This window comes from Veillonella parvula (assembly GCF_032575955.1).
GTDB classification, from domain to species: Bacteria; Bacillota; Negativicutes; order Veillonellales; family Veillonellaceae; genus Veillonella; species Veillonella parvula_J.
The window spans coordinates 65,929-79,524 of sequence record NZ_JAWFXN010000007.1 but is presented as its reverse complement, the minus strand read 5'-3'; the positions used below and the strand labels follow the sequence as shown (position 1 = coordinate 79,524).

Below are 13,596 nucleotides of genomic sequence, written 5' to 3'. Positions count from 1 at the left end.
ATAGTATGGAAAAACTAATTGTTGGCAAGTCCTTGGAACATCAACTAGATACAGTCATTAAAGAATTGGCACCAGCAGGGAATATATCTTATGCGGTGCTACAATTCGATGATGAAGAGGAACCAACACTCATCGCAGCTAGAGGTGAAAATACTGTACATTCTAGTGCGAGTTTAATTAAGGTACTTATCATGGAATATGTCTTTCATTTAGCTCGTACGGAGCAATTGGACATTAATGATACAGTTCCTTTATCTAGAACTCCACGCGTTGAAGGTGGCGGCGCACTACAAGAGTTAGTTGGTAAACATAGTTTTACATATCTTGAGTTATGCCGTCTCATGATGGTTCTTAGTGATAATATCGCAACAAATCTACTCATCACAGTGCTCGGCATGGAAAATATCAATGCTCGTGCAGAAAAGCTTGGTGTGGATGAGATGGAGCTTAATCGCATGATGATGGACTTTAACGCCCTAGCTGAAGGTCGTGATAATCACATTACAGCTATGTCGTTAGCTCGTTTGTATAAACACATTTTTGAATGTCGTGATAGAGATGCTTATGGCAGAGAAATGTGGAATATCTTAGGTCGCCAACAATTCCGTGATATCTTACCATTTTACTGGGGAGAAGGCATACGCTTTCACCATAAAACGGGTTCCCTTGATCGTGTAGAACATGATGGGGGTGTAATAGAAACATTTAGGGGTCATTTTTGTTTTATCCTTTTAATGAGCGATATCGATAATGACCGAGGTAAAGAGTTAGGCGCTCGAGTTGGGCGCATCATGAAAGAATTTGTAGAGGAAGCATTGCCATGATGGATAAACGAAACTTGTTAAAACTCATGGTCCTCGCTCTAGGGGTGAGCGTACTCTTATTCGTATTTGGGTACCCTCGTGGTGTTCAACCAATCGATGAACACACAATCCGCTATGTTATTGAGCAGGAACCATCCACATTGGATCCCGCAAAGTCTACTACCTCTCCGGAGGCTACGGTTCAACTTCAATTATTCGACGGTCTAGTTCGTTTGAATGATGAAAGTGAACCTGAAGCAGCACTTGCTAAAAATTGGGACATCTCCGATGATGGTCGTGAGTATACCTTCCATTTACGACCTAATTTAAAATGGTCCAATGGAGAGCCTTTGACGGCTTATGACTTTGAATACGCTTGGAAGCGCGTATTAGACCCTGAAGTTCATGCGGACAATGCATACATGCTATATGTATTGAAAAATGGCGAAGCCTTTAATACTGGCAAAGCCACGGCTGAAGATGTTGGTGTTAAGGCTACTGATGAGGATACATTGGTAGTTACCTTAGAAAATCCAACAGCTTATTTCTTGAAACTATTAGCGTCTCATAGCTATTATCCAGTGAGCAAAAAAGCAGTAGAGGCTCATGAAAATTGGGCAGCCAATGCGGAAACTATAGTATCCAATGGTCCATACCGCTTGCTTTCTTGGAAGCATAATGGGGAAATGGATTTCATCAAGAATCCAAATTATTGGGATACAGAATCTGTGAAAACAGAAAAAATGAATTGGCCTATTAGTGAGTCTCAAAGTACGCGTCTCACCTTAGTTGAAGGTGGCGAAGCTGATATGACTGTTGAGCCTCCTGTAGCGGATCAAAAACGTTTAGAAGAAGCAGGCTTATTACATATTGGACCTATGCTTGGTAACTACTATTACGTATTCAATGTGAAAGCAGAACCTTTCACAGATCCAGATGTACGTAAAGCCTTTTCTATGGTTATCAACCGTGCTAACATTGTTAATAATATTGTTAGAGGAGGTAAAGAACCAGCTTATGCGTTCGTACCATATGGTATGCTTGAAAGCAATGGTCGTGAAGACTTCCGTGAAGCTGGTAGCTATCTCGTATACGAAGATGTAGAGCAAGCCAAGGAAATCCTGAAAAAGGCTGGTTATGGCAAGAATCGTCCATTGCCGCAAATTACGATTTTGTATAATACAAGTGAATTACATAAAGCTATTGCAGAAGCGATTCAAGATGCATGGATAAATGCATTTGGCGCAGATGTACGCTTACAAAATCAAGAGACAAAGGTATTCTTGGCAGACCGTGAAGCTGGCAAGTACCAAGTAGCTCGCGCTTCTTGGGTTGCCGATTATAGCGATCCACAAAACTTTTTAGAGGTATTCTCTGCTGAAGATAACGATGGTCAGTATCATAGTGATGAGTATAATGAGTTGATTGCACGTATTCGTACAACTCCAAATGGGGCGGCTCGTGATGCGTTGATGCATGAAGCAGAAAAGATGATTTTTGATGAATCTCTTGTTATGCCGTTGTACTTTACAACACAACCATATGTGACAAATGGAACAATTCAAAATTATTTCTGGACCACATTGGGACTTGTTGACTTTAAAAAAGCATACAAATAAGATACACTTAAGACGTACACCTGATGTACGTCTTTTGTTGTATGGGAATATTAATATATTAGTCTTTTGTTGCATGGGAATATTAATATATTATAAGTTAACAGGTATTTTCTGAGGATATATGGACTGGATTGAACCAAAACGTTTGGCACCGGGAATGACCATAGGTATTATGGCACCTGCTAGTGCTAGCGATGTAGATTTACATAGAATAGAAGAAATTTGTAAGGCTAAAGGCTATAAGGTGCTTGTGGGTGAAAGTGCAAGCCGAAAGGGGCTATATGGAGGCACACCTGAGGAGCAAGCCGCAGAGTTTCAATACATGATGACTACAGCTCCTTGTGATGCGGTGCTCGCTTTACGGGGTGGTTATGGAACGATGCGCTATTTAGAACGACTGGATTATAAAGCGATTCGTAAGTATCGTAAGGCTTTTATTGGATACAGTGATTGTACGGCGCTCCATATGGCTATCAATCGATACAGTCGCCTTATTACGTATCATGGGCCTATGGGGGTAGATTTTAAAGCAGAGCGTAAGGCAGATATTGATGCATTATTTAATGTTTTAGAAGGTAAATTAAAAGTCATAGAACCTTTGCCAGAACCTCCTAGAGGTGCGATTGGTACCGAGCTAGGAGAAGGGATTTTGCGTGGTGGTAATATGACGATATTATCCGTTCTGTCAGGAACACCTTATTTTTTAGAGGATGAATCTTGGGAGGATACCTTACTATTTATTGAAGATGTAGGGGAGGCTCCTTATAAGCTGGATCGTATGTTACAACAATTTCGCCTCAGTGGTTTGTTGAGCCGCATTAAAGGCTTAGTGATTGGCACCTTTACAGATTGTGAAGGAGATGAAGATGAACGTGATTATGACTTAGGTTATGAAGCATTGCGCTACATGGAGGAAAATAGAAAACCAGAATTACCAGATCCTTTTGTATGCTATGTGCCAACGGGACATGGTTCACCACATCAAACCTTACCGCTAGGAGCGACGATTAGCTTTAGATATATTTCTAATACCATCATCGTTCATCCTTATACGAAATAGATAAGAGCTTTTAGGTGAATGATTTTAGTTAACAGACAAACAGATAAATAGATATTAGATAAAAATAGTAGTTACCGAGATATTAGGTAATAAAATATTAGGGAATAAGATATTAGATAACAAAGATATTAGATAATAATAAGGGGAGTTATGACACTACAAGAACGAGAGGCTCGTGCCTGTGCCATCATAGATAGTATGGCACAGGAATTACGTGCTGTTTCCTTATATTTACACGATAATCCAGAATTGGGCTTGAATGAGCATAAAGCAGTAAAGGCAATTCACCAATTCTTAGAAAAACAGAATTTTATATCTCAAGTAGGGCTCACCGATATACGTGAGTTACAAACCGCGTTAAGAGCCGACTATAGAGGTAATGCTAAATATAAAATCGCATTCTTAGGAGAATATGATGCCTTACCTGAGCTCGGTCATGGTTGTGGTCATAATCTTATTGCCATGATGAGCTTAGGTGCTGCTGTTGCTTTCAGTCAAAGTGCACCACAGGATTGGGGAACGACTTTCTTTGGTTGCCCTGCAGAGGAAACTATCGGTGGTAAGGTATATATGGCAGAGGCTGGTTTATTTAAGGGCTATGAGGCGGCGCTTATTATTCATCCTGGCGGTGAAAATGAGGTGGGGGGCACATCCTTAGCGACACACCCACTAGAGGTTACCTTCCATGGGCGCTCCTGTCATATTGCATCCTTAACAGATTCAGGAATTAATGCCTTAGATTGTGCGGTAGAATTATATCAAAAAATAAAAGAGTTAAAGAGAACCTTTCCTAAAGGGGCTATTGTGGGGGCCATTTTTACCGAAGCAGGTACAGCGCCAAATGTGGTTACACCAAAGGCTACGATTCGCATGACTGTTCGTGGTAGTACAGTGGATGATTTAGAAGGTATTATTTTGCCGGCTATCAAAGCGGCTGCTCAAGAGATTGCAGCATCCTATGGTGCTCAAGTTGAAATGCATCATTATGAGCCACTCTTTAAGGATATGCGTCAAGATAAAAGATTATTAGATCTCTTTAAGGATGTGATGACTGAGTTTGGTGAAACACCTCGTATATTGCCTGATGATGAGGCTGATGGTAGTACTGATGTAGGTAATGTGTCCTATGAAGTGCCTACGGCGCAGCCTACGTTGCAAATTGGTTTGGGATTAGAAGCGCATACGCCAGAATTCACTTGTGCAGCAGGTTCTGACTATGGATTGGCACAAGCTATTAAAGGAGCTAAAATTATGGCTGTTGTAGCCTTGCGATATGCCTTGCTACGTGATTACCTAAGTTTTGACATATAGAGGTCAAAAAGGTACAATAGATATAATATTTAAGTAAGTATGAAATAAGCCGTCTTCAACAAGACGGCTTTTATTCCGGTGGAGATAGATATGAGTGTGTTAACCGTTTCAAATGTAACCCATGGTTTTGGAGCGCGACAAATTTTAGATGATGCATCATTCCGTTTGTTAAAAGGTGAACATGTAGGCCTCATTGGTGCTAATGGTGAAGGTAAATCTACATTTCTTAATATCATTACAGGTAAATTGCCGCCTGATGAAGGCAAAATTGAATGGTCCAATCAGGTAACGGTTGGTTATTTGGATCAACATGCTGTTCTTGAAAAGGGCATGACCATCCGCGATGTGTTACAGAGCGCTTTTGACGATTTATTCGTGATGGAGCAAAACATTAATAATGCGTACAATTGTATGGGCGATGTATCCGAAGATGAAATGAATAAGCTTCTCGAGCAAGTTGGGGAGTGGCAAGAGATTCTAGAGCAACGTGGGTTCTATGAAATTGATGCGGTTATTGAGCGTACGGCTGCAGGCTTGGGCCTTGTGGATATCGGTTTGGACCGAGATGTAACAGAACTCAGTGGTGGTCAACGTACAAAGGTTTTGCTCACAAAGCTTCTACTAGAGAAACCGACTATTCTATTGTTGGATGAACCTACAAACTATCTTGATGTAGAGCATATTCAATGGTTGCAAAACTATTTGCAAAATTACGAAAATGCATTCATCTTGATTTCTCATGATATGGAGTTTTTAAATTCCGTAGTTAATGTTATTTACCATATCGAACAAGCGGTGCTTACGCGTTATACTGGTGATTATCATCAGTTCCAAGCTGCTTACGAGGTGAAAAAAGCGCAAGCTGCTAAGGCGTATGAACGTCAACAGCAAGAGATTGAGCGTATGGAAGACTTTATTCAACGTAACAAAGCTCGCGTTGCAACGCGCGGTATGGCGAACTCTCGAGCTAAACGCTTAGAGAAGATGGAAATCTTGGAAAAACCAAAAGAGTATATTAAACCTAGCTTTGGTTTTAAAGAAGGCCGTACACCAAGTCGCTTTATCGTAGAGGCTTTCGGATTGCAATTAGGTTATGATGAACCATTAACTAGACCAGTAGACTTTCAAATTGAAAGAAATAAAAAGATTGCTATTCGCGGTGTCAATGGTCTAGGTAAAACTACGTTGTTAAAAACTATTTTAGGTTTATTGAAGCCTGTTAGTGGTGAGTTGGTAAAAGGTGAGTTCTTACAAGTAGGTTATTTTGCCCAAGAGGATACGCCATCTAATTCTGAAACAGCGTTAGACTATATTTGGAATGAATATCCTGCTATGACCAATGCAGAGGTGCGTGCAGCATTAGCTCGTTGTGGCCTTACTAATGAACATATTACGTCTCAAATGCGCGTATTATCTGGTGGTGAGAATGCAAAGGTTCGCCTATGTAAGCTCATGCAGAATAAGTACAATGTGTTGGTGCTAGACGAACCGACCAACCATTTAGACATATATGCGAAGGAAGAACTGAGCCGAGCATTGCGTGATTTTAAAGGTACGATTGTACTGGTTAGTCATGAGCCCGAATTTTATCAAGGTTGGGTTACGGATATTTGGAATATTGAGGATTGGACGACAAAGATCGTTTAGGAGGACCGATGAATCAACGTGCAAAGGACGGGATAAAGCAATTCTTAGAGGCTTTATCTGTTGATACAGAGGCACCAGAATTAGAGAAGACACCAAGTCGTGTAACAGAATTATATAGTGAATTATTCAGCGGTGTAGGATTAGACACGAAAGCTGCATGGGGAGAGACTTTTAGTACAGACTATAAAGGTCTCGTAGCAGTTACAGGGATTCCGTTTTACTCCATGTGTGAGCATCATTTATTGCCTTTTTTTGGTACCGTAGATATCGTGTACCAACCTAAGGATGGATGTGTGGCAGGACTTAGTAAGTTTCAAGATATCGTGAATATCCTCAGCCGTAGACCGCAATTACAAGAGCGGTTAGCATCTGAATTAGCTGATGCGATTATGAATGATTTATTTGCTCATGGCGTATTTGTACGCATTACATCGACTCAGTTGTGTATGCTCATCAAAGGGACCATGCAGCAAGATTCAAAGGTTATTACATTAGAAAGCCGAGGCGTATTAGCCGAAAAGGGCACATTAAGAGATGAAGCGTTGGCAATGTTAGGCGGAGGACAGGTAAATGTTTAAACGTAGAAATTATACATGGAATGATGGCAAAAGCTTATCTTTGTGTGATCGTACCCTTATCATGGGTATACTGAATGGTACACCTGACTCCTTCTCTGATGGGGGGAAATTTAATACACCAGAAACAGCTATTGCTCATGTAAAACAAATGATTGAAGATGGTGCAGATATTATCGATTTAGGCGTTGAATCTACACGCCCTGGTTCTACACCTTTGACCGCAGACGAGGAAATAGAACGCTTATCTCTATTAATAGAGCCTGTCTTACAGGCCTCTACAGTTCCTGTGTCTATCGATACATATCATGCTAAAACCGCAGAATATGCCTTCTCAAAAGGGGCACATATTTTAAATGATGTATGGGGATTACATTATGATCCTGATATGGCAGCGGTAGCGGCTAAATATAATGTACCTGTTATTATCATGCATAACAGCAATGATACAAATTATGGTGATATCATTGAAGATATGAAAGCATTTTTCTTTTGTGCCATCGATAAAGCCATAAAGGAAGGAATAACACCTCAACAAATCTGGCTCGATCCAGGTATTGGTTTTGGAAAAACCGAAGAGCAAAATATTGAAGTTATGCAGCGTTTAGGTGAGCTAACAGCTCATGAATATCCTGTTTTGCTTGCTCCGAGCCGCAAGCGTTTCATCGGATCTATGTTAGGCGGATTGCCTCCAGAAGACCGCGATGAAGGTACCGTTGCTGCTTGTATTACAGGCGTATTCCAAGGCATCGATATGGTTCGTGTTCACAATGTGAAAATGCATAAACGCGCCTTAGCTGTAGCGGATGGACTATTACGAGGTGAATAATGGATAAAATCGTTTTAAAAAATATGGCATTCTACGGATACCACGGAAATTTGGCATCTGAGCAAGAACAAGGACAACGATTTTTTGTAGACGTAGAAATAATAACTGATCTAACAAAGGCTGGTCAAAGTGATCAATTAGAGGATTCCATCAATTATGTAGAGGTATACGAGATTGTTGAATCTATCATGACTGGTGAGAAGCATAATCTCCTAGAGCGCTTGGGAGCGCTTATCGCCGATTCCTTGTACCAACATTATCAAGGTATTGTAGGTCTCTCTGTAACGGTGCGTAAACCATCTGTACCGATTTCAGGTATTTTGGATTATGTTGAGGTTATCACTACAAGAGGACAAATTTGATGTATACCTATTACATCAGTGTAGGCTCGAATATAGGGGACAAGAGTGACTACATCAATTCTGCTTTTCAATCCTTACAACAACATGGGGCAATTTCTAAGCTAGTCACTTCTTCTCTTATTGAAACTGAGCCGTGGGGATATACGGAACAAGATACCTTTGTTAATGGCGTATGGTCTTGTGAAAGCACTCTAGAACCACATCAAATGCTTAGCCTTATTCAGCAATTAGAGCAGGCGGCTGGACGAAAACGATTGATTCATTGGGGCCCTCGCACATTAGATTTGGATATTATTTTAGTGTATGATACAGAGGGGAAAATGATTTCTCTGTGTGATGAAAGTCTTGTGATACCGCATCCTCATTTTTGGAATCGTAATTTTGTACTAGAACCGCTATCTCAGCTGTTACCAACTTTCACATATAAAGGGGTTAAGGTTGCCGACCGATTATCTCAATTGGAGGTATAAGCTAGAATCGTATATAAGCTAATGTTAGATACATTGTAAACACGATGCATATTGTACGCATGCTTTTACGTTTTATGATTGGGGAGTCATGGAGAGCGTAGATGAATATAAAACGTATTGGATTATTTGTACTGGCACTTATTATAATGGGCATATCTTACTGGCTTGCTGTAGGGGCAAATTATGATAGCAAAACAGTACGTATTGATCCAGAAGCGCATACACTGGTTAATTCTAGTGATGCCATTATTTCAAAACGAATATTAGCTATGAAGACCAGTGGATCGCAAGTGTATTTCTTAGGTTATGAAGGACTAGGGATTTATAATTTATCTGATAATACACTTCGCTTGATGCCCATTACCTTTAGAGGGCAACATATAGAACCTCCTAAATCGGGTGATTACCAACGAGGTTTACGGAATATAACAAAGGTAAAAGCATTGTCTGACTTCAGTAATGATGAGCAAGACGAATTTAAAAGTTTGTTGGACTCTACCGATGGAGGGGCCCATTATTATGGTGACTTTTACCATTCTGGTTATGAGTCGTCTCTCATTGATTTGAAGGACCAGTATTTTATTACGAATACAGTACGTGCATTAAAACGTGTTAATCATACATTATATGTGTATGATGGATCAGGTTTTATTATTATAGATTTAGATAATCGTCGTATCCAAGGCTTTTTTAATAATCGCATTAGTGGTGAAGGCTCTAAGGGGGTGCCTGATAGTTTACGTGGACATTATGGTTCTGATTTTATTATGATATATGCATTATCCAAATTAGATCCTAAAGATTTGGATATCTTATGGTCTATGCGTAAACAATATTTAGAAAAATCTCCTCAAGCGATGGAAGAAAAAGATTTGTTCCCACTCAATTTGGATGAGATGAATTTAAATGAGTTATGATTCTATTAAGGTAAATCATATACGGATATACGTGATTTAAATGATTGGCATTTGAGGATATGTTATCGTTTTATGCTAAGGTATGGAGGCTCTTATGAAGTTACGCAAGGTAGGTATTATTGGTACTGGACATGTAGGCTCTCATGTGGCATTTTCTTTGGCCTTACAAGGTGAGGTTGATGAATTATATATGATGGATATTGACGAGAAAAAAGCTCAAGCGCAAGCTATGGATATTAATGATGCCGTTAGCTATATCCCACATCAAGTAGCTGCTACATCAGGTCCTATTGAAGAATGTGGAGATTGTGATATTCTCGTTTTTAGTGCGGGACCTTTGCCGAATTTGTATCAAGATCGCCTTGAGAGCCTTGGTGAAACAGTGGCTGTACTAGAAGACGTTATTCCACGTATTAAGCAGTCTTCTTTTCAAGGTTTCATCATTTCCATTTCTAATCCTGCTGATGTAGTAGCTACCTATTTATGTAAACATCTTGAGTGGAATCCTAAGCGTATTATTTCAACGGGAACCGTTCTAGATTCAGCTAGATTGCAAAAAGAATTAGCTCATATCTTTACTATTAGTAATCGCTCTATTACGGCCTACTGTTTAGGTGAACATGGAGGTAGTGCCATGGTGCCGTGGTCCCATGTCTGTGTACAAGGTAAACCACTTTTAGAATTATATCGAGAGCTACCTCATAGATTTCCTAAACTTGACCATACAAAAGTACTAGATGATGTTAAAATTGGTGGCTATCATGTACTAGCTGGTAAAGGCTCTACGGAGTTTGGTATTGCGAGTGCTACCACAGAATTGATTCGCGCCGTATTCCATGATGAAAAGAAGGTATTGCCTTGCTCCTGTTATTTAAATGGACAATATGGAGAAGAAGGAATATTTGCATCTACTCCTGCTGTTATTGGTAAAGATGGTATCGAAGATGTTTTTGAACTGCAACTAACTAATGAAGAGCTAGCCTTATTTAAAGCTTCTTGTGCTGTCATTCGTGAACATGTTGCAAAGGCTGAGGCTATGTAAGTGGATATTTACTTTTGTATATAGAAAGTTTACATTGCATATGGAGTTTTAAATTTATACGGATTTATGTTACCGTTCTTAATGAGAAATATCTGTAATTTTCTTTAGTCCCAAGCTCTGTTATGTGGTATAATCTAAAAATGACAGTATACAGATGATGAATATTTGGGGGACATTATGACTCAGGACACTATGGATGTACAACGCCCAAAAAGGCCACGCAAACGGGTTCGTCCTAATCGCAAAGCACAGGACCAGCGTATTATCCTCATGTGGATCAAGCGAATTGGCATAGGGATTATGGTGCTGTTACTGTTAGGGCAGGCTTATCGCTTGGTGGCTGTATATCAAGAAAAACAACATATAGAGCAACAATTGCAAGAGTTACAGCAGCGAAATGAAGAGTTAGAACAGGAAAAGGCTAGGTTACAAGATCCAAAGACCATAGAAGGGGTTGCTCGTGAGGAGTTAGGATTGGTAAAGCCTGGTGAAGTACCATATGTAAAATAGAGTGTATTCTATTATTTTTTCTTTGCATCAGTTTGTAGTTTAAGGTTTCCGCATTAATTAGGAGGTTGCATGGCAATCGAAGTTGGTAACATTATTGATGGTACCGTATCAGGTATTACAAAATTCGGCGTATTTGTTGATTTAGGAGAAAAGCAAACAGGGTTAGTTCATATTTCTGAAGTAGCTCATGGATATATCGAAGATATTAATACCCTTTTAAAAGTTGAGGATCCGGTAAAGGTTAAGGTTTTATCTATTGATGGTAATAAAATAGGACTTTCCATTCGTCAAACACAACCTAAAGAGGGGATGGACGAAGAAAAACGTCCTCATCGTGTTCAATCGAAACAAAGCATAGAGTCTTTCGAAGCGAAGATGAAATCATTCTTGCGCGATAGCAATGAACGATTACACGATTTAAAACGCAATACCGAAGGAAAACGCGGAGGCCGAGGTGGTCGTCGAGATTAATAGTGAGAGATGGCATCTAGCCATCTCTTTACTTATGTATAGAGTATTAACGCTATAATAGTATTAGAAAAATGCTATTTATATGTAAGGAGCAATTATGAAGTTAGCAATTATAGATATTGGCTCTAATTCGGTGCGTTTATTATTGGCTACCTATGAGAATAACGAGTGGCGTTATGAGCCTAAGCAGTTGTGGACTACCCGTTTAGGTCAACGAAATACAGATGGTACCTTGCGAGATGAATCCATGGAAGCATCCTATCAAGCCTTTACGGATATACAAAAAATAGCAAATGAATACGGTGCTGACTATTGCTTTGGTTTTGCGACGAGTGCTGTTCGTGAAGCAGCCAATGGACTTGCATTTATGGAACGTATTAATGAATACTGTCCTATGGAGTGGCGAATTTTATCTGGTGCTGAGGAGGCTATTTATGGTTTTAATGGTGCGTTAGGAGATCAATTAAAGGATGGACGTCATTATACGACCATTGATATTGGTGGAGGTAGTACAGAACTTGCATTAGGTAACAAGGACGGAGTGTACTGGAGTCGTTCTTATCCTGTGGGAGCGGTACGCCTTCAATCTATATCTGACGAAGGGCCTCAACGAGTGTGGGAGGAAACTCGTTTTCTTTGGGACCCGATGAGGATTGAAGGTGAATTTGGTGAATTTATCGGTATTGGAGGAACCCTAACAACCTTGGCTGCTATTGATTTAGGTTTAGACCATTATGATGGCACAAAGGTACAAGGTCATAAATTGAGCCGTGAAACAGTGGAAGGCATTATTATGAAATTGCGGTATATGAGTCGTGATGAGAGACTACAAGTAAAAGGTTTACCCGCTGGGCGTGCCGACATTATTGTTGCTGGGGCAGAGATTTTAACGTCCTTTATGGATTCCTATGAGGTCCCTCATGTATTTGTGAGCGACCAAGATGGTATGGAGGCGATGGCCCGTGAATGTGAAAGCACTCATTCGAACCGTTAATCACACTTTAAAATTACATGATATATTTCCTGAGAATTGTCGTATCTTGGTAGCTTGTTCTGGTGGTCCTGATTCGATGGCTTTATTGCATTTATTGCAAGATATTGCTACACATCGCCATACAGTATATGAGCTTGGAGTTGCTATCGTAGATCATTGTATTCGTCTTGAAAGTAAGGATGAGGTCCTATGGTTACGAAATCAAGCGGACGTGCTAGGACTGCCATTTTATACGGCTGTCTTTGACGTGCCTAAATTGAGTCAAGCTCAAAAGCTATCAGAGGAAACTATAGGCCGCCAAGTTCGGTATCAATGGCTAACCGGTATAGCACAGTCTGAGGGGTATGACTATATTGCAGTAGCTCATCATAAAGATGACCAAGCAGAATCAATTTTAGCACATCTTATTAGAGGGACTGGACTTAATGGTTTGACAGGCATGGCCGTTGTTAGTAATGATTATATTGTTCCAGTAGTAAGACCTCTGTTAGATGTCACAAAAGAAGAATTACTTCTATATTTAAAAGAGAAAGATATTTCTTACTGTATAGATAGTACAAATGAGGATGTGCGATATCAAAGAAATAGAATTCGTCATCGCATTATACCTGAGTTAAAAGCCATTAATCCTATCGTTATCGATGCTATAGTAAGGCTAGGGGCTTCTGTACGCGAAGACATTTCTCTTATTTCTAATTTAACGGATATGGCGTTTGATGAGTTAGTAACTATCTCTGATGAGGGCGCGTTTATATCTCGTAGGGGGTTACGTAAGAAGCCGTTGGCTATCCAACGTCGATTGTGGCAAAGACTGGTGAGCATCTTTGATCCTGAAATCAAGCTTACCACTGCTCATCAAGAGCAATTACTCGACATTGTTAACACTGGGGAAAAGAAAACTTTCAATATAAAAAGTATAAAAGTAAGTGCTCAATGTGATACAATAAAAGTATATTGCAAACATTAATATGAATTGCGGAGGTCAT

General features: G+C 39.9%; 15 protein-coding genes. All 15 read left to right on the top strand.

The annotated features are described in order from the left end of the window. The first annotated feature begins 5 nt into the window (after positions 1 to 5). On the top strand, positions 6 to 824 hold the full coding sequence (locus E7L28_RS07245) for a serine hydrolase (protein WP_316691850.1): 819 nt from the start codon (positions 6 to 8) through the stop codon (positions 822 to 824). Continuing rightward, on the top strand, positions 821 to 2,422 hold the full coding sequence (locus E7L28_RS07240; protein ID WP_316691852.1) for a peptide ABC transporter substrate-binding protein: 1,602 nt from the start codon (positions 821 to 823) through the stop codon (positions 2,420 to 2,422). The genes E7L28_RS07245 and E7L28_RS07240 overlap by 4 nt, the downstream gene beginning before the upstream one ends. Before the next feature lie 121 nt (positions 2,423 to 2,543). Further along, complete coding sequence (locus tag E7L28_RS07235) at positions 2,544 to 3,482, top strand: S66 peptidase family protein (protein ID WP_278457773.1); 939 nt, start codon at positions 2,544 to 2,546, stop codon at positions 3,480 to 3,482. 150 nt (positions 3,483 to 3,632) lie between these two features. Next, positions 3,633 to 4,793 carry an amidohydrolase gene (locus tag E7L28_RS07230; protein ID WP_004698442.1) on the top strand — a complete coding sequence of 387 codons (1,161 nt, stop codon included), beginning with the start codon at positions 3,633 to 3,635 and terminating at the stop codon, positions 4,791 to 4,793. A 90-nt stretch (positions 4,794 to 4,883) separates the two neighbouring features. Beyond that, positions 4,884 to 6,440 carry an ABC-F family ATP-binding cassette domain-containing protein gene (locus tag E7L28_RS07225; protein WP_004698505.1) on the top strand — a complete coding sequence of 519 codons (1,557 nt, stop codon included), beginning with the start codon at positions 4,884 to 4,886 and terminating at the stop codon, positions 6,438 to 6,440. Between the two features lie 8 nt (positions 6,441 to 6,448). Further along, positions 6,449 to 7,018 (top strand): GTP cyclohydrolase I, encoded by a 570-nt coding sequence (gene folE / locus E7L28_RS07220; protein ID WP_004698508.1) that lies wholly within the window; start codon positions 6,449 to 6,451, stop codon positions 7,016 to 7,018. After that, complete coding sequence (gene folP / locus E7L28_RS07215; RefSeq protein WP_316691856.1) at positions 7,011 to 7,844, top strand: dihydropteroate synthase; 834 nt, start codon at positions 7,011 to 7,013, stop codon at positions 7,842 to 7,844. Before folE ends, folP begins: the two co-directional genes overlap by 8 nt. Next, a complete protein-coding gene (gene folB, locus E7L28_RS07210; protein WP_316691857.1) occupies positions 7,844 to 8,206 on the top strand; it encodes a dihydroneopterin aldolase in 363 nt (120 codons plus the stop codon). Before folP ends, folB begins: the two co-directional genes overlap by 1 nt. Further along, complete coding sequence (folK, locus tag E7L28_RS07205; RefSeq protein ID WP_004698513.1) at positions 8,206 to 8,676, top strand: 2-amino-4-hydroxy-6-hydroxymethyldihydropteridine diphosphokinase; 471 nt, start codon at positions 8,206 to 8,208, stop codon at positions 8,674 to 8,676. The genes folB and folK overlap by 1 nt, the downstream gene beginning before the upstream one ends. A 101-nt stretch (positions 8,677 to 8,777) precedes the next feature. Beyond that, a complete protein-coding gene (locus tag E7L28_RS07200) occupies positions 8,778 to 9,593 on the top strand; it encodes a hypothetical protein (RefSeq protein WP_024060959.1) in 816 nt (271 codons plus the stop codon). A 94-nt stretch (positions 9,594 to 9,687) separates the two neighbouring features. Next, a complete protein-coding gene (locus E7L28_RS07195) occupies positions 9,688 to 10,635 on the top strand; it encodes an L-lactate dehydrogenase (RefSeq protein WP_316711567.1) in 948 nt (315 codons plus the stop codon). A gap of 177 nt (positions 10,636 to 10,812) precedes the next feature. Further along, entirely contained in the window at positions 10,813 to 11,145 is a 333-nt protein-coding gene (locus E7L28_RS07190) for an FtsB family cell division protein (protein ID WP_004698500.1), read from the top strand. A gap of 69 nt (positions 11,146 to 11,214) precedes the next feature. Further along, a complete protein-coding gene (locus E7L28_RS07185) occupies positions 11,215 to 11,616 on the top strand; it encodes a S1 RNA-binding domain-containing protein (RefSeq protein WP_004695410.1) in 402 nt (133 codons plus the stop codon). Between the two features lie 97 nt (positions 11,617 to 11,713). After that, positions 11,714 to 12,610 (top strand): Ppx/GppA phosphatase family protein, encoded by an 897-nt coding sequence (locus E7L28_RS07180; RefSeq protein ID WP_004698482.1) that lies wholly within the window; start codon positions 11,714 to 11,716, stop codon positions 12,608 to 12,610. Continuing rightward, positions 12,579 to 13,577, top strand: coding sequence for a tRNA lysidine(34) synthetase TilS (tilS, locus tag E7L28_RS07175; protein WP_004695413.1), 999 nt, complete (start codon positions 12,579 to 12,581; stop codon positions 13,575 to 13,577). Before E7L28_RS07180 ends, tilS begins: the two co-directional genes overlap by 32 nt. Positions 13,578 to 13,596: the final 19 nt, after the last annotated feature.

Excerpts from the sequence above, each read along its gene's own strand:
- E7L28_RS07180 (WP_004698482.1), top strand. The coding sequence starts at position 11,714 with ATGAAGTTAGCAATTATAGATATTGGCTCTAATTCGGTGCGTTTATTA.
- E7L28_RS07200 (WP_024060959.1), top strand. The coding sequence starts at position 8,778 with ATGAATATAAAACGTATTGGATTATTTGTACTGGCACTTATTATAATG.
- E7L28_RS07195 (WP_316711567.1), top strand. The coding sequence starts at position 9,688 with ATGAAGTTACGCAAGGTAGGTATTATTGGTACTGGACATGTAGGCTCT.
- E7L28_RS07245 (WP_316691850.1), top strand. The coding sequence starts at position 6 with ATGGAAAAACTAATTGTTGGCAAGTCCTTGGAACATCAACTAGATACA.
- folE (WP_004698508.1), top strand. The coding sequence starts at position 6,449 with ATGAATCAACGTGCAAAGGACGGGATAAAGCAATTCTTAGAGGCTTTA.
- folK (WP_004698513.1), top strand. The coding sequence starts at position 8,206 with ATGTATACCTATTACATCAGTGTAGGCTCGAATATAGGGGACAAGAGT.
- E7L28_RS07225 (WP_004698505.1), top strand. The coding sequence starts at position 4,884 with ATGAGTGTGTTAACCGTTTCAAATGTAACCCATGGTTTTGGAGCGCGA.
- E7L28_RS07190 (WP_004698500.1), top strand. The coding sequence starts at position 10,813 with ATGACTCAGGACACTATGGATGTACAACGCCCAAAAAGGCCACGCAAA.
- folP (WP_316691856.1), top strand. The coding sequence starts at position 7,011 with ATGTTTAAACGTAGAAATTATACATGGAATGATGGCAAAAGCTTATCT.
- E7L28_RS07230 (WP_004698442.1), top strand. The coding sequence starts at position 3,633 with ATGACACTACAAGAACGAGAGGCTCGTGCCTGTGCCATCATAGATAGT.
- folB (WP_316691857.1), top strand. The coding sequence starts at position 7,844 with ATGGATAAAATCGTTTTAAAAAATATGGCATTCTACGGATACCACGGA.
- E7L28_RS07235 (WP_278457773.1), top strand. The coding sequence starts at position 2,544 with ATGGACTGGATTGAACCAAAACGTTTGGCACCGGGAATGACCATAGGT.
- E7L28_RS07240 (WP_316691852.1), top strand. The coding sequence starts at position 821 with ATGATGGATAAACGAAACTTGTTAAAACTCATGGTCCTCGCTCTAGGG.
- E7L28_RS07185 (WP_004695410.1), top strand. The coding sequence starts at position 11,215 with ATGGCAATCGAAGTTGGTAACATTATTGATGGTACCGTATCAGGTATT.